Here is a 15,310-nt window from a genome sequence, read left to right on the forward strand (position 1 = left end):
ATCAACATTTGTTGAGCTTTTGTTTGGGAAACTGAATAGTCACGGATAGAAACGATTGGTATAGTGCGCCGGTCTTCTCAGCCAGGCGGTGCAAAAATGTTCAAGAAAGGTTTATCTGTGGTTTTGCTGCTGTGCGCCCTTTTCTCCGGGCAATTGATGGCGAATCACAATGGGCATGAGTTTTATAAGGTGCCGAATGCCGATCACTGGATGCGCCACAGTGCCGACAGCGATGATATTCGCGCTCGTTTCCGGGATGCCGCAGATGAATTACGCGAAGATCATCACAGCGTAAAAGACCGCAAACCAGAAGTGATTTATCGCTGAAATGTCCTCCCCTTTCGGGGAGGACAACGCCTTACTGCAAGGCGTGAAGGATTTTCCAGGCGGCAGTGACCCGCACCGGATTAGGATAATTTTTGTTCGCCAGCATCACAATCCCGAGCTTTTTCTCCGGAACAAACGCGATGTAAGCCCCGAAGCCATTGGTGCTGCCGGTTTTGTGCAGCCAGCTTGCCGGGGTAGCAGGACGAACAGGCGTTTGCCGTTCTGCCGGACTCGCTTTGAGCGCAACCTCATTCCCACTGGCGGTAATCACCTGTTGAGGATTGATCGGCCAGGGATAGATTTCCCACCCTAAGCCCTGATACATATCGCCAATCTTGTAGTAGCCCTGCTGCGCCGTGCCAATGGCTTTTTTCAGCGTCTCGTCGCTTGCCGGTAACTGTTGCGGTGCGATGTTGGCCTGCATAAACGCCGCCATATCTTTGATGGTGGTTTTCACCCCATAAGCTTCAGCATCCAGCATCCCCGGCGTTACGCGTACGGGTTCGCCGTTACGATAGCCCCAGGCGTAATTTCCCTGTTCGCTTTCAGGCACAGTAATCCAGGTGTGATGGAGTTTCAGCGGCTGGAAAACATGTTGCTGCATGAATTGCTCAAAGCTGAGCCCGCTTTTGCTGACTGCCAGTGCGCCAAACAAGCCGATACTGGCGTTGGAGTAGTTACGTTTTGTGCCTGGCTTCCACTCAGGTTGCCAGTCGTTGTAATAGCGCCACAGCGACGTTTCATCGGTTACGTCGTCAGGAAGCTGCAACGGCAGACCGCCCGCAGTATAAGTGGCGAGTTGCAGCAGCGAGATGTTGCGCCATTGCGCACCGGTCAATTGCTTACTGTAATCCGCTGCCGCGTCGTTCAGATTGGCTTTGCCGCTCTGCACCGCATACCCACCCGCCGTGCCGGTAAACGTCTTGCTCACAGAGCCCAGCTCGAACAGCGTGTCGTCCGTGACAGGACGTTTGGCTTTGATATCCGCCAGACCGTAGTGGAAAAAGTACGGCTTGCCTTCATAAATCACCGCCACTGCCATACCGGGGATTTGCTGCTCTTTCAGCAAAGGCTGAACAGTCTCATCGACGATTTTTTGCAGAGATGCGGGGGGCGTTTGTGATTCTGCCGCATGAATTGATGTGCTAAATAATGAGGCTATCGCCGCGGAACATAGCGCTGTACTGAGTCTCTTTCCTTCCATTTTTCCTCCTGCTTTTTCGCCAATGATAATGCCATCCTACGGCCAGACAAACTGATTGCCTTGTGTTCCAAAACAACTGACTCTGTTCAGTCCATTTTTCATGCAACTTTTATAGATCCTCCCAACTCAATGCCATACCATCAAGCATCATCTGAAAATTTTGCTATAGCCTCGGGGTCGATTGAGGCAATCTGTACCTCGTGCTATTTTCCCTCTCGAATATGGACATTGTGCAAGTTGATTGCCTAATGAGTAGGCATAAACATCAGGGTGATTATCATGGAAGACTTAATTTTTAACTATCAAAGCAAATTACCGATCAACTACAGATTCAGAGCACCAAAAGGTGATTGCCGACACTTATTAATCATCATGTCTGGATTTAATATCCCGGACCCGACAATTTATGATTTCACCGTCGCAATACAACATTGCCACTCAGCAATATTATGGATCAAGGATGACTTTAATACGCTTCCTGCTTACTATCTTTGCAATGATATGAATTTTGAGATTGAGCAAGGTGTCAGTGCATTGATTGATGGGGTGATCAATTTTGTAAAACCCAAAATGACATCTATCGTTGGGGGTTCCAAAGGCGGCAGTATGGCATTGTATTATGGTGTTAAACACAACTTACCTAATATTATCAGTGCGGTTCCTCAGTTCTATATTGGCCGTTATGTCGCAGAGGGTTATTGGAAGGAAGTGGGACAACAAATGATGGGTAATGTCACACCCGTCAATATACATATGCTGGACAACTACCTTCCCTCAATGATCAAAAAAGACAATAATATTTCGAGACATATTTATCTTTTTACTTCTCCCAAAGACCCTCAATTTGAGACAGAAATAAAACCCAACCTCCCACTGTTTTCTAAATACAGTCATTTTTCTTTTATTCAAAGCCATTCAGCACTCATTGAAAAACACAATCAGGTGACCAGCTATAATCTTAACCTTATTTTATCGATTATTTATCAACTGGAAAATGGGATACAACCCATGTTGGGTAATGTGAAAAATGGCGAGAGTTGGTGATAGTGTTTATTGTTGAGGTGGCCAGATGCAAACGCCCCTCCCTTAACGCAGGAGATAACACGCTTTCCTTGTCGACAGCAGGCAATGCAAGCCCTGGCATGTCCGATTGGACTCGCACGCCTGGGCTGACTTAGCAGTACACTTTTCCCCCCAACCTCTGTAGAATCTCCGCCCTGACCACTCCCAAAATCGAACACTTTTTAATCTATGAGCAATGTTATGCAGCAGCCGAAAATCGGCTTTGTCTCTTTGGGCTGCCCAAAGAACCTGGTGGATTCCGAGCGCATCCTGACCGAACTGCGCACCGAAGGCTACGACGTCGTGCCAAGCTATGACGACGCCGACATGGTTATCGTCAACACCTGCGGCTTTATCGACAGCGCCGTGCAGGAATCCCTGGAAGCCATCGGCGAAGCGCTGAAAGAGAACGGCAAGGTGATTGTCACCGGCTGTCTGGGCGCGAAAGTAGACCAGATTCGTGAAGTGCATCCTAAGGTGCTGGAAATCACCGGGCCGCACAGCTACGAGCAGGTGCTGCAACATGTTCATCACTACGTACCGAAGCCACAGCACAACCCGTTCCTGAGCCTGGTGCCGGAACAGGGCGTGAAGCTGACGCCGCGTCATTACGCGTACTTAAAAATTTCCGAAGGCTGTAACCATCGCTGCACCTTCTGCATCATCCCTTCCATGCGTGGCGATCTCGTCAGCCGCCCGATTGGCGAAGTGCTGTCTGAAGCCAAACGCCTGGTCGATGCTGGCGTAAAAGAGATGCTGGTGATTTCCCAGGACACCTCTGCATACGGCGTTGATGTCAAACACCGCACCGGTTTCCACGACGGTGAGCCAGTGAAAACCAGCATGGTTGGCCTGTGCGAGCAGCTGGCAAAACTCGGCGTGTGGGTGCGTCTGCATTACGTTTACCCATATCCGCACGTGGACGATGTGATCCCGCTGATGGCAGAAGGCAAAATTCTGCCGTACCTGGACATCCCATTACAGCACGCAAGCCCACGCATTCTTAAGCTGATGAAGCGTCCGGGTTCTGTCGATCGCCAACTGGCACGCATCAAACAGTGGCGCGAAATCTGCCCTGAGCTGACGCTGCGCTCAACCTTCATCGTCGGCTTCCCGGGTGAAACCGAAGAAGATTTCCAGATGCTCCTCGACTTCCTGAAAGAAGCCCGTCTGGATCGCGTTGGCTGCTTCAAGTACAGCCCGGTTGAAGGCGCGACCGCCAACGAACTGGAAGGTCAGGTACCGGAAGAGATGAAAGAAGAGCGCTGGAACCGCTTCATGCAGCTGCAACAGCAGATTTCTGCTGAACGTCTGCAGGAAAAAGTTGGCCGTGAAATCATGGTTATCATCGATGAAGTGGATGAAGAAGGCGCGATTGGCCGCAGCATGGCCGATGCCCCTGAAATCGACGGCGCGGTGTACCTGAACGGCGAAACCCGTGTGAAACCGGGCGACGTGCTGCGTGTGAAAGTTGAACACGCGGATGAGTACGACCTGTGGGGTTCTCGCGTTTAACCTCCCCTTTGTGGGCCCGGTTTGTAGGCCCGGTCAGGCGTTAGCCGCCACCGGGCACTCAGCATCACCGGGCACTACCTCAGTGCCTGATGGCGCTTCGCTTATCAGGCCTGCAATTCTCAGTTTTAACGCACTAAATCCTGCTTCATCTTCCCTACCAGCTCATTATCAATCCTGAAAAACCAGACTGTCAGTGCCAGCAATAAATGCAGAACGCCCGGAATGACGGTAGACAACAGCGTAATGCCCGCTAAGGACAATGTGGTTTGATTCTCCGTTCCTGAGCGATAAGCCACCAGCGTTAACGTCAGGCTGATAATCACCCCCGCTACGGCCCATGCCAGCTTCACGAAAAACAGATTAAAGGCAAAATTCATCCCCGATGAACGGCGGCCTGATTTCCATTCGCCGTAAGTATCTGCGAAGGTCACCAGCGTAAAATGCATCGGCAAGATAAACCCAAGCACCACACAGCACACAAAGACCAGCCCAAGCCAAAGCATCGGCTCGTTGCCAGGCACGAACCAGACGGCAAAGTGTGCCAGCCCCAATATAACGTTCACCCAAAAGTAAATGCGGCGGATTTCAAACACTCGGGTCAGGTACTGCACCGCCACGGAACCGACAATCCCGCCGAGCGTTGCCATACCAAAAAACAGCGAAGTGTAGGTGGCATCACCGTGCAACACGTAGGTGATGAAGTACATCGCCGCGCCGCCTTTGGTGTTGAAAATACTGATGATGAGCAGCGACATCACAAACGTCAGCAGCAACTGGTCGTTATGGCGAATGCTTTTTAAACTCTCCCGTAAATTAAAAGTATGCCGTTTTTGCGCCGCCACCCGCTCCTTCACGCCATAGAAGCAGCAAAGAAACATCACCACGGCAAAGAGCGCCAGAACACCCACGCCATACTGATAACCTTTTATCTGATTCCCTTCACCAAACCAGGTCACCATGACAGGCAGGCCCACCGACACGGCAAACCCCGCCACACCACACAACGCGAATCGCCAGGACTGGCAGGAAACCAGCTCTATCGGGTTAGTGGTGATTTTGGTGATTAATGCGCAGTAGGGCACATTGTTCAGCGAGTAGAGAATGGAAAGAGCAAAATACGTCACCACCGCATACGCCACTTTCCAGTGATACGCTAAATCTGGCACGCTGAAAGTCAGAAACGCAATCAGTCCTAGCGGTACAGCAGTCCAGAGAATGAAGGGGCGGAACTGCCCTAATCGGGTTGAGGTACGGTCTGCGACAATGCCGATAAGCGGGTCCGAGACAGCATCAATCACGCGTAAAACCAAAAACAGCGTGCCGACTATCGCAGGCGTCAGACCAAAAATGTCGGTGTAGAAAAACGTCAGAAAGTTAGAGATAAGGCCGGTCACAATCGTGCCACCAGCATCCCCCAGACCGTAACTGATTTTTTCACTGACTGTCAGGGAAGCGGCTGTACTTTGTGCATTCCCCAGATCTACAGTTTCAGAGGCTTCACTCATTTCAGACTCTCCATTGCAGCGAAAATCTCTGCCTGTGCTTTAGCACCTTCCCGAACGAAAAGGGGAAGCAACTCCAGTGGCGCAGCGACAGTGACGGTCTCTCCTCCGCGATAGTGTTCACCCGTGTTCACATCCACCCACACGTCCTCGCCCGGAAGCCAGACTTCGCGCTGAGTCGTGCCCGCATGGACTACCGGCGCAACCAGCACGTCTTCGCCAAACAGGTATTGATCGGTGATTTCCCAACCGCGAGCGTCGTCAGGATAGTGATAAAACAACGGACGCATCAGCGGCTCACCGGTATCGTGGGCTTGCTGCATGAGTTTTCTTAGCAGCGGACGCAGCGCTTCACGTAAAGCGGCATAACGCTGCAAAATGGCAAATACCGGCTCACCGAAACTCCACAATTCGTTTCCTGCCCCGGTATTACACTGGGCGATACCATCACGATAAGGCACTTCCGGTTCAGTGATAGGGTCACGATGACCATGCATACGCAGTACAGGGCTGAAGACCGCCCACTGGAACCAGCGAACGAGTAACTCATGAAAGGCGGGATCGTTAATGTCTCCACCGTGAAAACCGCCGATGTCCGTTGTCCACCATGGAATACCAGCCATGCCCATGCTCAGACCCGCGCTGATTTGGTTACGCATCGATTCAAAGGACGAATGAATATCACCTGACCAGACCAGCGCCCCGTAACGTTGGCTGCCAGCCCAGGCGCAACGCACCAGGTTCACTGGGTTGCTCTGCCCCACTTCACGCAAACCGTCGTAGAAGGCCTCACAGTAGTGGAGAGGGTAAATGTTGCCGGTTTCCAGAGTGTTACCAATGTGATAGCGGTAATTATCAAAATCATAAACACCATATTCTGGCTCAGCTTCATCCAGCCAGAACAGGTTCACCCCTTTATCGACGTAGTTTTTCTTGCAGACCTCCCAGATGAATTTACGCGCCTGTGGATTGGTCGAATCGAAAAAGCGGGTATTGCCCAGAAAATCAAAATTGATGTTCAGCCCTTTACGGGTATTGACCAACAGGCCTTTTTCGTTCATTTGAGGATAGTTTTCGCTTCTGATATCGACGGTCGGCCAGACTGAAACCATCAACTCTGTGCCCATCGCTTTGAGTTCCGCCGTCATGGCGGCCGGATCTGGCCATTCACGCTCATCAAACCGCCAGTCGCCCTGAATCGGCCAGTGGAAAAAATCGGCCACAATGACGGCCAGCGGGATACCAAGATCGCGATAACGTCGGGCCACGCTGAGCAACTCATGCTGGTTACGATAACGCAATTTCGATTGCCATAACCCGAGTGCAAATTCAGGCATCAGTGGCGGCTTACCGCTGACAGCGGCATACTGGCGCACAATGTCAGCCGGTGTATCACCCGCAGTTATCCAGTAATCAATCCTCTGAGACGCCTTTGCGTGCCAGCGCGTTTCGTTTTGTGCAAATACGGCCTCACCCACTGCCGGGTTATTCCATAAAAAACCATAACCTAAACTAGAGACCATAAACGGCACGCTGGCTTGTGAATTACGTTGAGCCAATTCCAGCATGCAGCCTTTCAAATTGAGAAAAGCGTGCTGATACTGTCCCATTCCTGCTATTTTTTCATTCTTATCAGATTCAAATCTGACATTAATTTCGAATGCATTCCCGGCCAGGGGTTTGCATTCTCTCCCTGATATTTTTAAAGCGCTTATTTTCTTTTGTGGCGCATTTTCTGCGCTCCAAAAATTCTCGCCGTTGTCACGCTGACGCCAAAGCTCTTCAAGCAAACATCGGTTGTCCTGGTTGTAGAATGACAGCCTTCCCTGCTTATCAACGCGAGCACGGATATTGCCATTAATTAATGAAAGGCTTTGTTCATCTTGTTCAAATTCCGGAATAACACAGGGGTTATCCAGCAAAGCCCACGGCGACGGCGTTTCGTTGTCGGGTTCAAAACCCGATAAAATCCTCACGCTATTTTCGCCCCATGTCATGACTTTCAGGTATTGTCCGTTCCACGACCAGTGCAGCGCATTCTCTTTTATCTGTAGTGTATTCATGCTGTCCTCTGATTATTTTATGATAATTTAACCGTGATTCCGTAAACGTTTCCGATCCTGGTTAAGATCACATGACCTGTCAATAAACAAACTCACAAATGATGAGTGTAAAAATGAGATCTGTGATCAACAATTAATTTGCAAGGTGTTTTTCATCAGGCGTGATATATTTATGCGCAGACTATCTCAGTTCGTTAAAATGAGCAGAGTAAGATATAAATAAGGCGCAAAAGTCCATATTGGGAAATGGGGAAAGGATGAATATCAAAGAGTTGGCGAACGTGCTGGGATTATCCATTGCGACTGTTTCCAGAGCATTGAACAGCCACCCTGAAGTCAGCGCAAAGACGCAACAACGTGTCCTTGAGGCCGCCCAGCAATATGGTTATTTTCCCAATGCGGCTGGCCGCAACCTTCGCAAAGGCAAAGCCAACACCGTGGCGTTACTGCTGCCGCCGGGCGATCGTGACAACTTCTATACGGCTTCCTTTTTCATGCGAGTCGCCAATGAGTTACAGCGAACCCTGCGCCAGCATGATATCGACACCATTTTACATCTGGCGCTCGATGCCGAAGACGAAAAGATTTGGCTGCAAAAAATGATAGAGCAACACAAAGCTGACGCTGTCATTCTCACGAACACCACGCTTCATGACCCCCGCATCGAATTTTTACATCATCACCAGTTTCCTTTTGCCACCCTGGGTCGCAGCCATTCCCTGGAAGGCCATTTTAACTGGGTCGATCTCGACTTTGCCACTGTGGCCGCAACGGCGGTCGAGCAAGGGTTGTTGAAGGGCCACAAAAATTTCGGGTTGGTCACGCTCGGTAACCAGAGTGCACAAGGGGAAATCTTCGCCGCCGCCTGGAGAAAGGCCTTAGCTGAAAAAGAATTGATTCTCAACGAGTCAGCTATTTACTACGGCGACATTAGCGAGGCCAGCGGATATGAGGCCATGCAACATTTCCAGCAACTCGCAACCCCGCCTGATTACGTGATATTTCTGAGTGATTTGCAACTGCTGGGCGCAACGCTCTATGCCCAACACCACCAGGTGACTATCGCTTTTTTTGCCGGGGTGTTCAGCAGTGATATGTCCTCTTTGCTTCCCGAAAAACCTACGGGGTTTGATATTCCCTTTGCCGTGCTCGGCCAGGATTTAGCACGTGCCACGCTCAATGCCATGCAGCAGCAACCGCCCTTGCAGTCGCTGCCCACTCTGAAACTGATTACAGGGCGTGAACACACACTTCTCTAGCCCTTCAACTTCGGATCTAACGCATCGCGCAGGCCATCGCCCAGCAAATTAAACGCCAGCACCGTCAGGAATATCGCCAGCGCCGGGAACAGCGCAACGTGCGGCGACATCACCATATCGGCCCGCGCTTCGTTGAGCATCGCGCCCCACTCCGGCGTCGGCGGCTGTGCGCCCAGACCAAGGAACGAGAGGCTTGCGGCAGAGATTATCGACACCCCAATGCGCATAGTGAAATAGACCACAATCGACGATACCGTGCCGGGCAGAATATGGCGGAACAGAATGGTGGCATTGCTGGCACCAATACTGCGTGCCGATTCGATAAATGTCTGCTGCTTCAGTACCAGCGTGTTACCGCGCACCAGCCGCGCAAACGCGGGGATCGAGAAGATTGCCACCGCAATGATCACGTTTGCCATCCCGCTGCCCATCACTGCCACAACCGCAATCGCCAGCAAGATGCCCGGAAAAGCAAACAGCACGTCGCAGATGCGCATGATGATGCGGTCCCACCAACCTTCGAAATACCCCGCCAGCAAGCCGAGCACTGTGCCAATCAGCGCACCAATCAAGACGGCGAATACGCCCGCCGCCAGTGAAATTTGCGCCCCGACCAGCACCCTGCTGAAGATATCGCGCCCTAACGAATCCACACCAAACCAGTGCATCGCCGATGGCCCCTCATTCAGGCGGTCATAGTCGAAATAGTTTTGTGCATCGAACGGCGCAATCCACGGCGCGATGATGGCCACCACAATCAGCAGCAACACGAAAAGACCTGCGGCCATCGCCACCGGCTGTTTGCGGAATTTACGCCAGAACTCATGTCGTGGCGTGCGGACCTGGCCCGGTTCTATGCCCGGCAAGGCATTCATAATGGCCTGACGTCGCCAGTTTAACAGTCGCACTTACTTGTACCTGATAGCCGGGTTGATGGCGGCATACAGCACATCCACCACCAGATTGATAAGAATAAACTCCAGCGAAAAGAGCAGGACTTCGGCCTGAATCACCGGATAGTCGCGCATCTCCACCGAATCCACCAGCAGACGCCCAAGCCCCGGCCAGTTGAACACTTTCTCGACCACAATCGAGCCACCGAGCAGGAAACCAAACTGCAGCCCCATCATGGTCACCACCGGGATCATCGCATTACGCAAACCGTGTTTCAGCACGACCCACGTTTCACTCACGCCCTTCGCCCTGGCGGTTCGCATGTAATCTTCGTTCAGCACTTCAACAAACGAAGCCCGGGTGAAGCGAGCCATCACCGCTGCGACAGCGGCACCCAGTGTGATGGACGGCAAAATATAGTGCCGCCAGCTGTCTGCGCCCACCGTGGGTAACCAGCCTAGTTCGACGGAGAAAACCTGCATCAGCAACATGCCGAGCGCGAACGCCGGAAACGAAATTCCCGCAACGGCAATCGCCATGCCGAGTCTGTCTGGCCAGCGATTGCGCCAGACGGCCGCCGCCACGCCCATTGCCATGCCGAAGATAACCGCCCAAACCATGCTGGTCAGCGTCAACCAGAGCGTCGGCATAAAGCGGCTGGCAATCTCTTCAGAAACAGGCCGACGCGACACCATCGAGGTACCGAAATCGCCCTGCAGCACATTAGAGATGTAATGCCAGAACTGCACGTAAAGGGGCTGATCCAGCCCTAACTGTTCGCGAACTAACGCCACGACCTGGGCATCAGCTTCTGGCCCGGCTATCAACCGCGCGGGATCGCCGGGCAGCATGTGCACAAACAGAAACACCAGGATCGCCACAATCAGCAGCGTTGGGATCAGACCCAGCAACCTTTTCAGGACGTAGTTAAGCATCGCGTCCCCTCACCCCGGCCCTCTCCCCAAAGGGGCGAGGGTGAAAAGATAACTGCGCTTTTCCGGTCAAAGTACACGCCATCACTGCTTCAGGTCCGCCTCGTCAAAGCTAAACCCTGTATCCGGCATGATGTAGAAACCGGTCAGGTTTTTGCTGTGCGCGGAAACCAGTTTTTCCACCACCAGCGGCACCCACGGTGACTCTTTCCAGATGGTGTCCTGCGCGTCTTTGTACAGGCTTTCCTTCTCTTTCGGATCGTTGGTTTTCAGCGCATCTGCGAGATCTTTATCCACTTGTGGATTGCTGTAGAACGCCGTGTTGAACAGCGTTGGCGGCCAGTTTTGTGAGGCAAACAGCGGCGACAGCGCCCAGTCAGCTTCACCGGTAGAGGCCGTCCAGCCGGTATAGAACATTCTCACACCGCTCTCTTTCTGCCCTTTGCCTTCAACTTCGGCAGCACGCTGGCCCGCATCCATCGCCGTCACCTGGGCTTTTATGCCCACCTGCGCCAGTTGCTGCTGCGTGAACTGCAGCACTTTCTGCGCGGTACTGTGGTTATGCGAAGACCACAACGTGGTGCTGAAGCCGTTCGGGAAGCCAGCTTCTTTCAGCAACTCACGTGCTTTCGCCGGGTCGTACGGCCATGGCTTGTAGCTTTGCGAATACGCAATCGCAGGCGGCAGCACGCCAGTCGCCGGGGTGGCATACCCTGCGAAGGCCACTTTCACCAGTGCCTGGCGGTTAATGGCATAGTTAATGGCTTCACGCACTTTTGGGTTATCAAACGGCTTCTGGGTGACGTTCATGCTGATATAACGCTGCATGATGGACGGGCTGGCCACCAGCTCCAGCTTGCTGTTTTTCTCCAGCAGCGGGGCCTGCTCGTAAGGGATGGGGAAAGCGAATTGCGCTTCACCCGTTTGCAGCATCGCCGCTCGGGTGTTGTTGTCCACCACCGGTCGCCAGGTGATGGTGTCGAGATTCGGCAGCCCTTTTTGCCAGTAGCCGTCAAACTTCTTCACCTTCACGAAATCGGTCTGATTCCAGGTCTCCAGTTGATAAGGCCCGGTGCCCACCGGATGGAAGCCAATCTCTTTGCCGTATTTCTTCAGCGCCGCCGGGGAAATCATCGCCGTTGCCGGGTGAGCGAGAATGTTGATAAACGCCGAGAACGGCTGCTTCAGCGTGATTTTTACCGTTTGCGGGTCAACCACTTCGGTGCTGGCGATGTCTTTGTACAGGTTGTAGCGCTTGAGGTGATTATCCGGATTGCTGGCCCTGTCGAGGTTGGCCTTCACCGCTTCTGCGTTAAAGTCTGTCCCGTCCTGGAATTTCACACCGCTGCGCAGTTTAAGCGTGTACACCAGCCCGTCTTTGGACACCGTGTAGCTGTCCGCCAGCACGTTGTGCATCTTCATGTCTTTATCGAGCCCAAACAGACCCTGATAAAACGACTTCGCCACCGCCTGCGACAGCGTGTCGTTGGCATCATAAGGGTCGAGCGTCGTAAAGTTTGAGCCAACTGCCACCACCACATCTTTTGCCGCAAAAGCAGGGGCGCTTGCGAGGGCGGAAACGACACCCAGCGCCAGCAGCCATTTACCCGTAATTTGTTGTGTCATGCAAAACTCCTGATTGTTATAAGCGAGACAGTGCGTTGGGGGTTTCATCCCGGGCAACAAAATGCCCTGGGCTAACCTGAACCAACGGCACGCTGGCAATCTCTTCTCCGCGCGGATAGCTGTTGCCGGGCATTTCGTCAGACAGCAGCACGCGTTGCGGACGACGATGCGCCGGGTCTGCCACCGGCACCGCAGCCATCAGCTTGCGGGTATAAGGATGTTGCGGGTTTTCAAATACAGCGCGACGTGGCCCCATCTCCACGATGCGCCCGCGGTACATCACCGCGACGCGATGGCTGATGCGTTCAACCACCGCCATATCGTGAGAAATGAACAGATACGCCATGCCCATCTCCCGTTGTAAATCGAGTAATAAATTGATTATCTGCGCGCGAATGGACACATCCAGCGCGGACACCGCTTCGTCGGCAATCACCACCTTCGGGTTCAAAGCCAGCGCGCGAGCAATACAGAGTCGCTGACGCTGCCCGCCCGAAAACTCATGCGGATAGCGCCAGGCGTGTTCTGGCTGCAATCCTACGCGCTCCAGCAGCCACGCCACACGGCGAATGGCATCGGCTTCCGGCAGGATTTTGTGGATCAGCAGAGGTTCCAGAATCGAATAACCCACGGTCTGGCGTGGATCAAGCGAGGCAAACGGGTCCTGAAAAATAAACTGAATATCACGGCGCAGCGGCTGCAGCTGACTTTCCGCCAGCGTGTCGATGCGTGAGCCGTTAAACGTGATGCTGCCGCTCTGCGATTCCACCAGCCGCAACAACGCCCGGCCCGTCGTGGATTTTCCACTACCGGATTCCCCGACCAGCGCCAGCGTTTCACCGGGCCACAGGTCAAAACTCACTTTTTCTACCGCGTGCACTTCTCTCGTGACGCGGTTAAGAATGCCGCTGCGCAACGGGAATCGGGTGACCAAATCGCGAACCTTCAACACCGGTTCGCCTGCCACCACGGTATCCTGAGCTTCATCATCCAGCGGGGAGTCTTGAGTATTGAGCAACGGGAAGCGGCGCGGAAAATCGCTGCCCTGCATCGCGCCCAAAGTTGGCACGGCCGCCAGCAACGAGCGAGTGTAAGGATGTTGCGGCGCGCTGAATATCTGCTCCACGGTGCCCGTTTCTACCGCTTCACCGCGATACATAACCAGCACGCGGTCCGCAATGTCCGCCACCACGCCCATATCGTGGGTGATAAAAATGACGCCCATCTCCATTTCTTTTTGCAGCACGTCGATGAGCTGAAGAATTTGCGCCTGAATGGTGACGTCGAGCGCCGTGGTCGGCTCATCGGCAATCAGCACCGCCGGACGGCAGGAGAGCGCCATGGCAATCATCACGCGTTGGCGCATGCCACCAGAAAGCTGGTGAGGATAACGTTTCATCACCGCTTCGGCTTCCGGAATGCGCACCTGATCGAGCATTTTCTTCGCGGCTTTCAGCGCATCATCCCGGCCTAATTTTTGATGCAGACGGATGGATTCCGCAATTTGCTCGCCCACCGTAAACACCGGGTTCAGCGACGTCATCGGCTCCTGAAAAATCATCGCGATATCCGCGCCGCGCACGTGGCGCATTTGCGAGGCAGACAGTTCCGTTACTTCGATGACTTCGCGGTTTCGGCGTCTTAGCAACATGTTTTCACTGCTCACTTCGCCGCCAGACTGCGCCAGAAGCTGCATCAACGCCAACGCCGTGACCGACTTCCCGGAGCCAGACTCGCCGACAATCGCCAGCGTTTCACCCCGTTTCAGGCTGAACGACAGGTGACTGACCGCGGGGATCAACTGCTTTTCGTGGCGAAATCCTATGTTCAGATCGCGCACCACCAGCACGTCGCTGGCGTCGATTTCCTGACTGTGCGGCACGTGACCTCCCGTTACCGATAAATCCCGACAGAAGGGGTATCGCCCGCATAGGCGTAGGCGCGGTACATCCCTTCACTGTTAAACGGCAACACCACGTTACCTTCGCGATCGATGGCGATTAGCCCACCGCTGCCGCCGAGTGCGGGCAGTTTTTCCAGCACGACGCGCTCGCAGGCTTCATTCAGGCTCAGGCCGCCGTACTCCATTAAAGCGGAGATATCGTAGGCCGCGAGCGTGCGCATAAACACTTCGCCAGTGCCGGTGCAGGAGACCGCCACGCTGGCATTATTGGCATAACATCCCGCGCCAATGATTGGGCTATCGCCCACGCGGCCTGGTAATTTGTTGGTCATACCGCCTGTTGACGTGGCGGCGGCCAGATTGCCAGCAGCATCTAACGCCACGGCCCCAACGGTGCCCATTTTGCTGCGCTCATCCAGCGGCGCACCGCTATGATCGAGCACCGTTTCACCGGCTTCCTGCGCTTGCCGAAGTTGATACAAACGCTCAGGCGTAGAGAAATACTCATTCGGAACAGACTCCATTCCGTGGTTAGCGGCAAACTTTTCCGCCCCTTCGCCAATCAGCAACACGTGCGGGCTTTGCTCCAGCACCAAACGGGCGGCCAAAACTGGATTGCGCAGGTGTTTAACGCCCGCCACGGCTCCCGCCTGTAATGAATAGCCATCCATCACGCAGGCATCCAGTTCGTGAGTTTCGTTGGCGGTGAACACCGCACCTTTTCCCGCGTTAAATAAAGGGCACTCTTCCAGTAAACGGACAGCTTCGGTGACCGTGTCCAGCGCACTGGCTCCGGCTTCCAGCATTTTTTGCCCTGCCTCAACGATGGAGGACAGCGCCTGCACGTAGTCGCGCTCACGCTCAGGCGACATCGTCGCTCGGGAAATCGCCCCGGCTCCGCCATGAATGGCGATCACTGCGTTACTCATTGCGCCCTTCCCTTCGGCTGACGGCCTGCTTTTTCTATAGATATCATTATTGTGCCGATTATTTTATATGATTTTTGAATATAGAAAGCGCTGT

General features: G+C 53.5%; 12 protein-coding genes. 4 read left to right on the forward strand and 8 right to left on the reverse strand.

The features are described 5' to 3' along the window. Positions 1–96: 96 nt before the first annotated feature. Positions 97–327 carry a DUF2554 family protein gene (locus ACI2I2_RS06035; RefSeq protein WP_404657071.1) on the forward strand — a complete coding sequence of 77 codons (231 nt, stop codon included), beginning with the start codon at positions 97–99 and terminating at the stop codon, positions 325–327. Positions 328–358: 31 nt separating this feature from the next. Here the strand turns inward: ACI2I2_RS06035 and ampC are convergent, their stop codons facing one another. After that, positions 359–1,531 (reverse strand): class C beta-lactamase, encoded by a 1,173-nt coding sequence (ampC, locus tag ACI2I2_RS06040; protein WP_404657072.1) that lies wholly within the window; start codon positions 1,529–1,531, stop codon positions 359–361. Between the two features lie 279 nt (positions 1,532–1,810). On the opposite strand from ampC, the gene ACI2I2_RS06045 reads away from it, so the two are divergent. Continuing rightward, the gene (locus tag ACI2I2_RS06045) at positions 1,811–2,575 is read left to right on the forward strand and encodes a hypothetical protein (RefSeq protein WP_404657073.1); all 765 of its coding nucleotides are present in this window, start codon (positions 1,811–1,813) and stop codon (positions 2,573–2,575) included. Between the two features lie 207 nt (positions 2,576–2,782). Next, the gene (gene rimO / locus ACI2I2_RS06050; RefSeq protein WP_404657074.1) at positions 2,783–4,108 is read left to right on the forward strand and encodes a 30S ribosomal protein S12 methylthiotransferase RimO; all 1,326 of its coding nucleotides are present in this window, start codon (positions 2,783–2,785) and stop codon (positions 4,106–4,108) included. 125 nt (positions 4,109–4,233) lie between these two features. Here rimO and ACI2I2_RS06055 read toward each other — a convergent pair whose 3' ends face one another. Both ACI2I2_RS06055 and ACI2I2_RS06060 read right to left on the reverse strand, forming a co-directional pair. After that, positions 4,234–5,613, reverse strand: a complete 1,380-nt coding sequence (locus ACI2I2_RS06055; RefSeq protein WP_404657075.1) for an MFS transporter — start codon at positions 5,611–5,613, stop codon at positions 4,234–4,236. Beyond that, the gene (locus ACI2I2_RS06060) at positions 5,610–7,673 is read right to left on the reverse strand and encodes a TIM-barrel domain-containing protein (protein ID WP_404657076.1); all 2,064 of its coding nucleotides are present in this window, start codon (positions 7,671–7,673) and stop codon (positions 5,610–5,612) included. The genes ACI2I2_RS06055 and ACI2I2_RS06060 overlap by 4 nt, the downstream gene beginning before the upstream one ends. A 257-nt stretch (positions 7,674–7,930) precedes the next feature. On the opposite strand from ACI2I2_RS06060, the gene ACI2I2_RS06065 reads away from it, so the two are divergent. Further along, positions 7,931–8,932 carry a LacI family DNA-binding transcriptional regulator gene (locus ACI2I2_RS06065; RefSeq protein WP_404657077.1) on the forward strand — a complete coding sequence of 334 codons (1,002 nt, stop codon included), beginning with the start codon at positions 7,931–7,933 and terminating at the stop codon, positions 8,930–8,932. Here the strand turns inward: ACI2I2_RS06065 and gsiD are convergent. The 5 genes from gsiD to iaaA form a co-directional block, all read right to left on the reverse strand. Next, the gene (gsiD, locus tag ACI2I2_RS06070) at positions 8,929–9,840 is read right to left on the reverse strand and encodes a glutathione ABC transporter permease GsiD (RefSeq protein WP_404657078.1); all 912 of its coding nucleotides are present in this window, start codon (positions 9,838–9,840) and stop codon (positions 8,929–8,931) included. The genes ACI2I2_RS06065 and gsiD overlap by 4 nt on opposite strands. Then, complete coding sequence (gene gsiC / locus ACI2I2_RS06075) at positions 9,841–10,761, reverse strand: glutathione ABC transporter permease GsiC (protein WP_404657079.1); 921 nt, start codon at positions 10,759–10,761, stop codon at positions 9,841–9,843. An 81-nt stretch (positions 10,762–10,842) separates the two neighbouring features. Then, positions 10,843–12,384: a glutathione ABC transporter substrate-binding protein GsiB gene (gsiB, locus tag ACI2I2_RS06080; protein ID WP_404657080.1), complete on the reverse strand. Its 1,542-nt coding sequence runs from the start codon at positions 12,382–12,384 to the stop codon at positions 10,843–10,845. A gap of 16 nt (positions 12,385–12,400) precedes the next feature. After that, positions 12,401–14,266, reverse strand: coding sequence for a glutathione ABC transporter ATP-binding protein GsiA (gene gsiA / locus ACI2I2_RS06085; protein WP_404657081.1), 1,866 nt, complete (start codon positions 14,264–14,266; stop codon positions 12,401–12,403). Between the two features lie 11 nt (positions 14,267–14,277). Next, positions 14,278–15,216, reverse strand: coding sequence for a beta-aspartyl-peptidase (gene iaaA / locus ACI2I2_RS06090; RefSeq protein WP_404657082.1), 939 nt, complete (start codon positions 15,214–15,216; stop codon positions 14,278–14,280). Positions 15,217–15,310 lie beyond the last annotated feature (94 nt).

Origin of the sequence: Scandinavium sp. NPDC088450, assembly GCF_044900545.1 — a bacterium.
Classification (GTDB): domain Bacteria; phylum Pseudomonadota; class Gammaproteobacteria; order Enterobacterales; family Enterobacteriaceae; genus Scandinavium.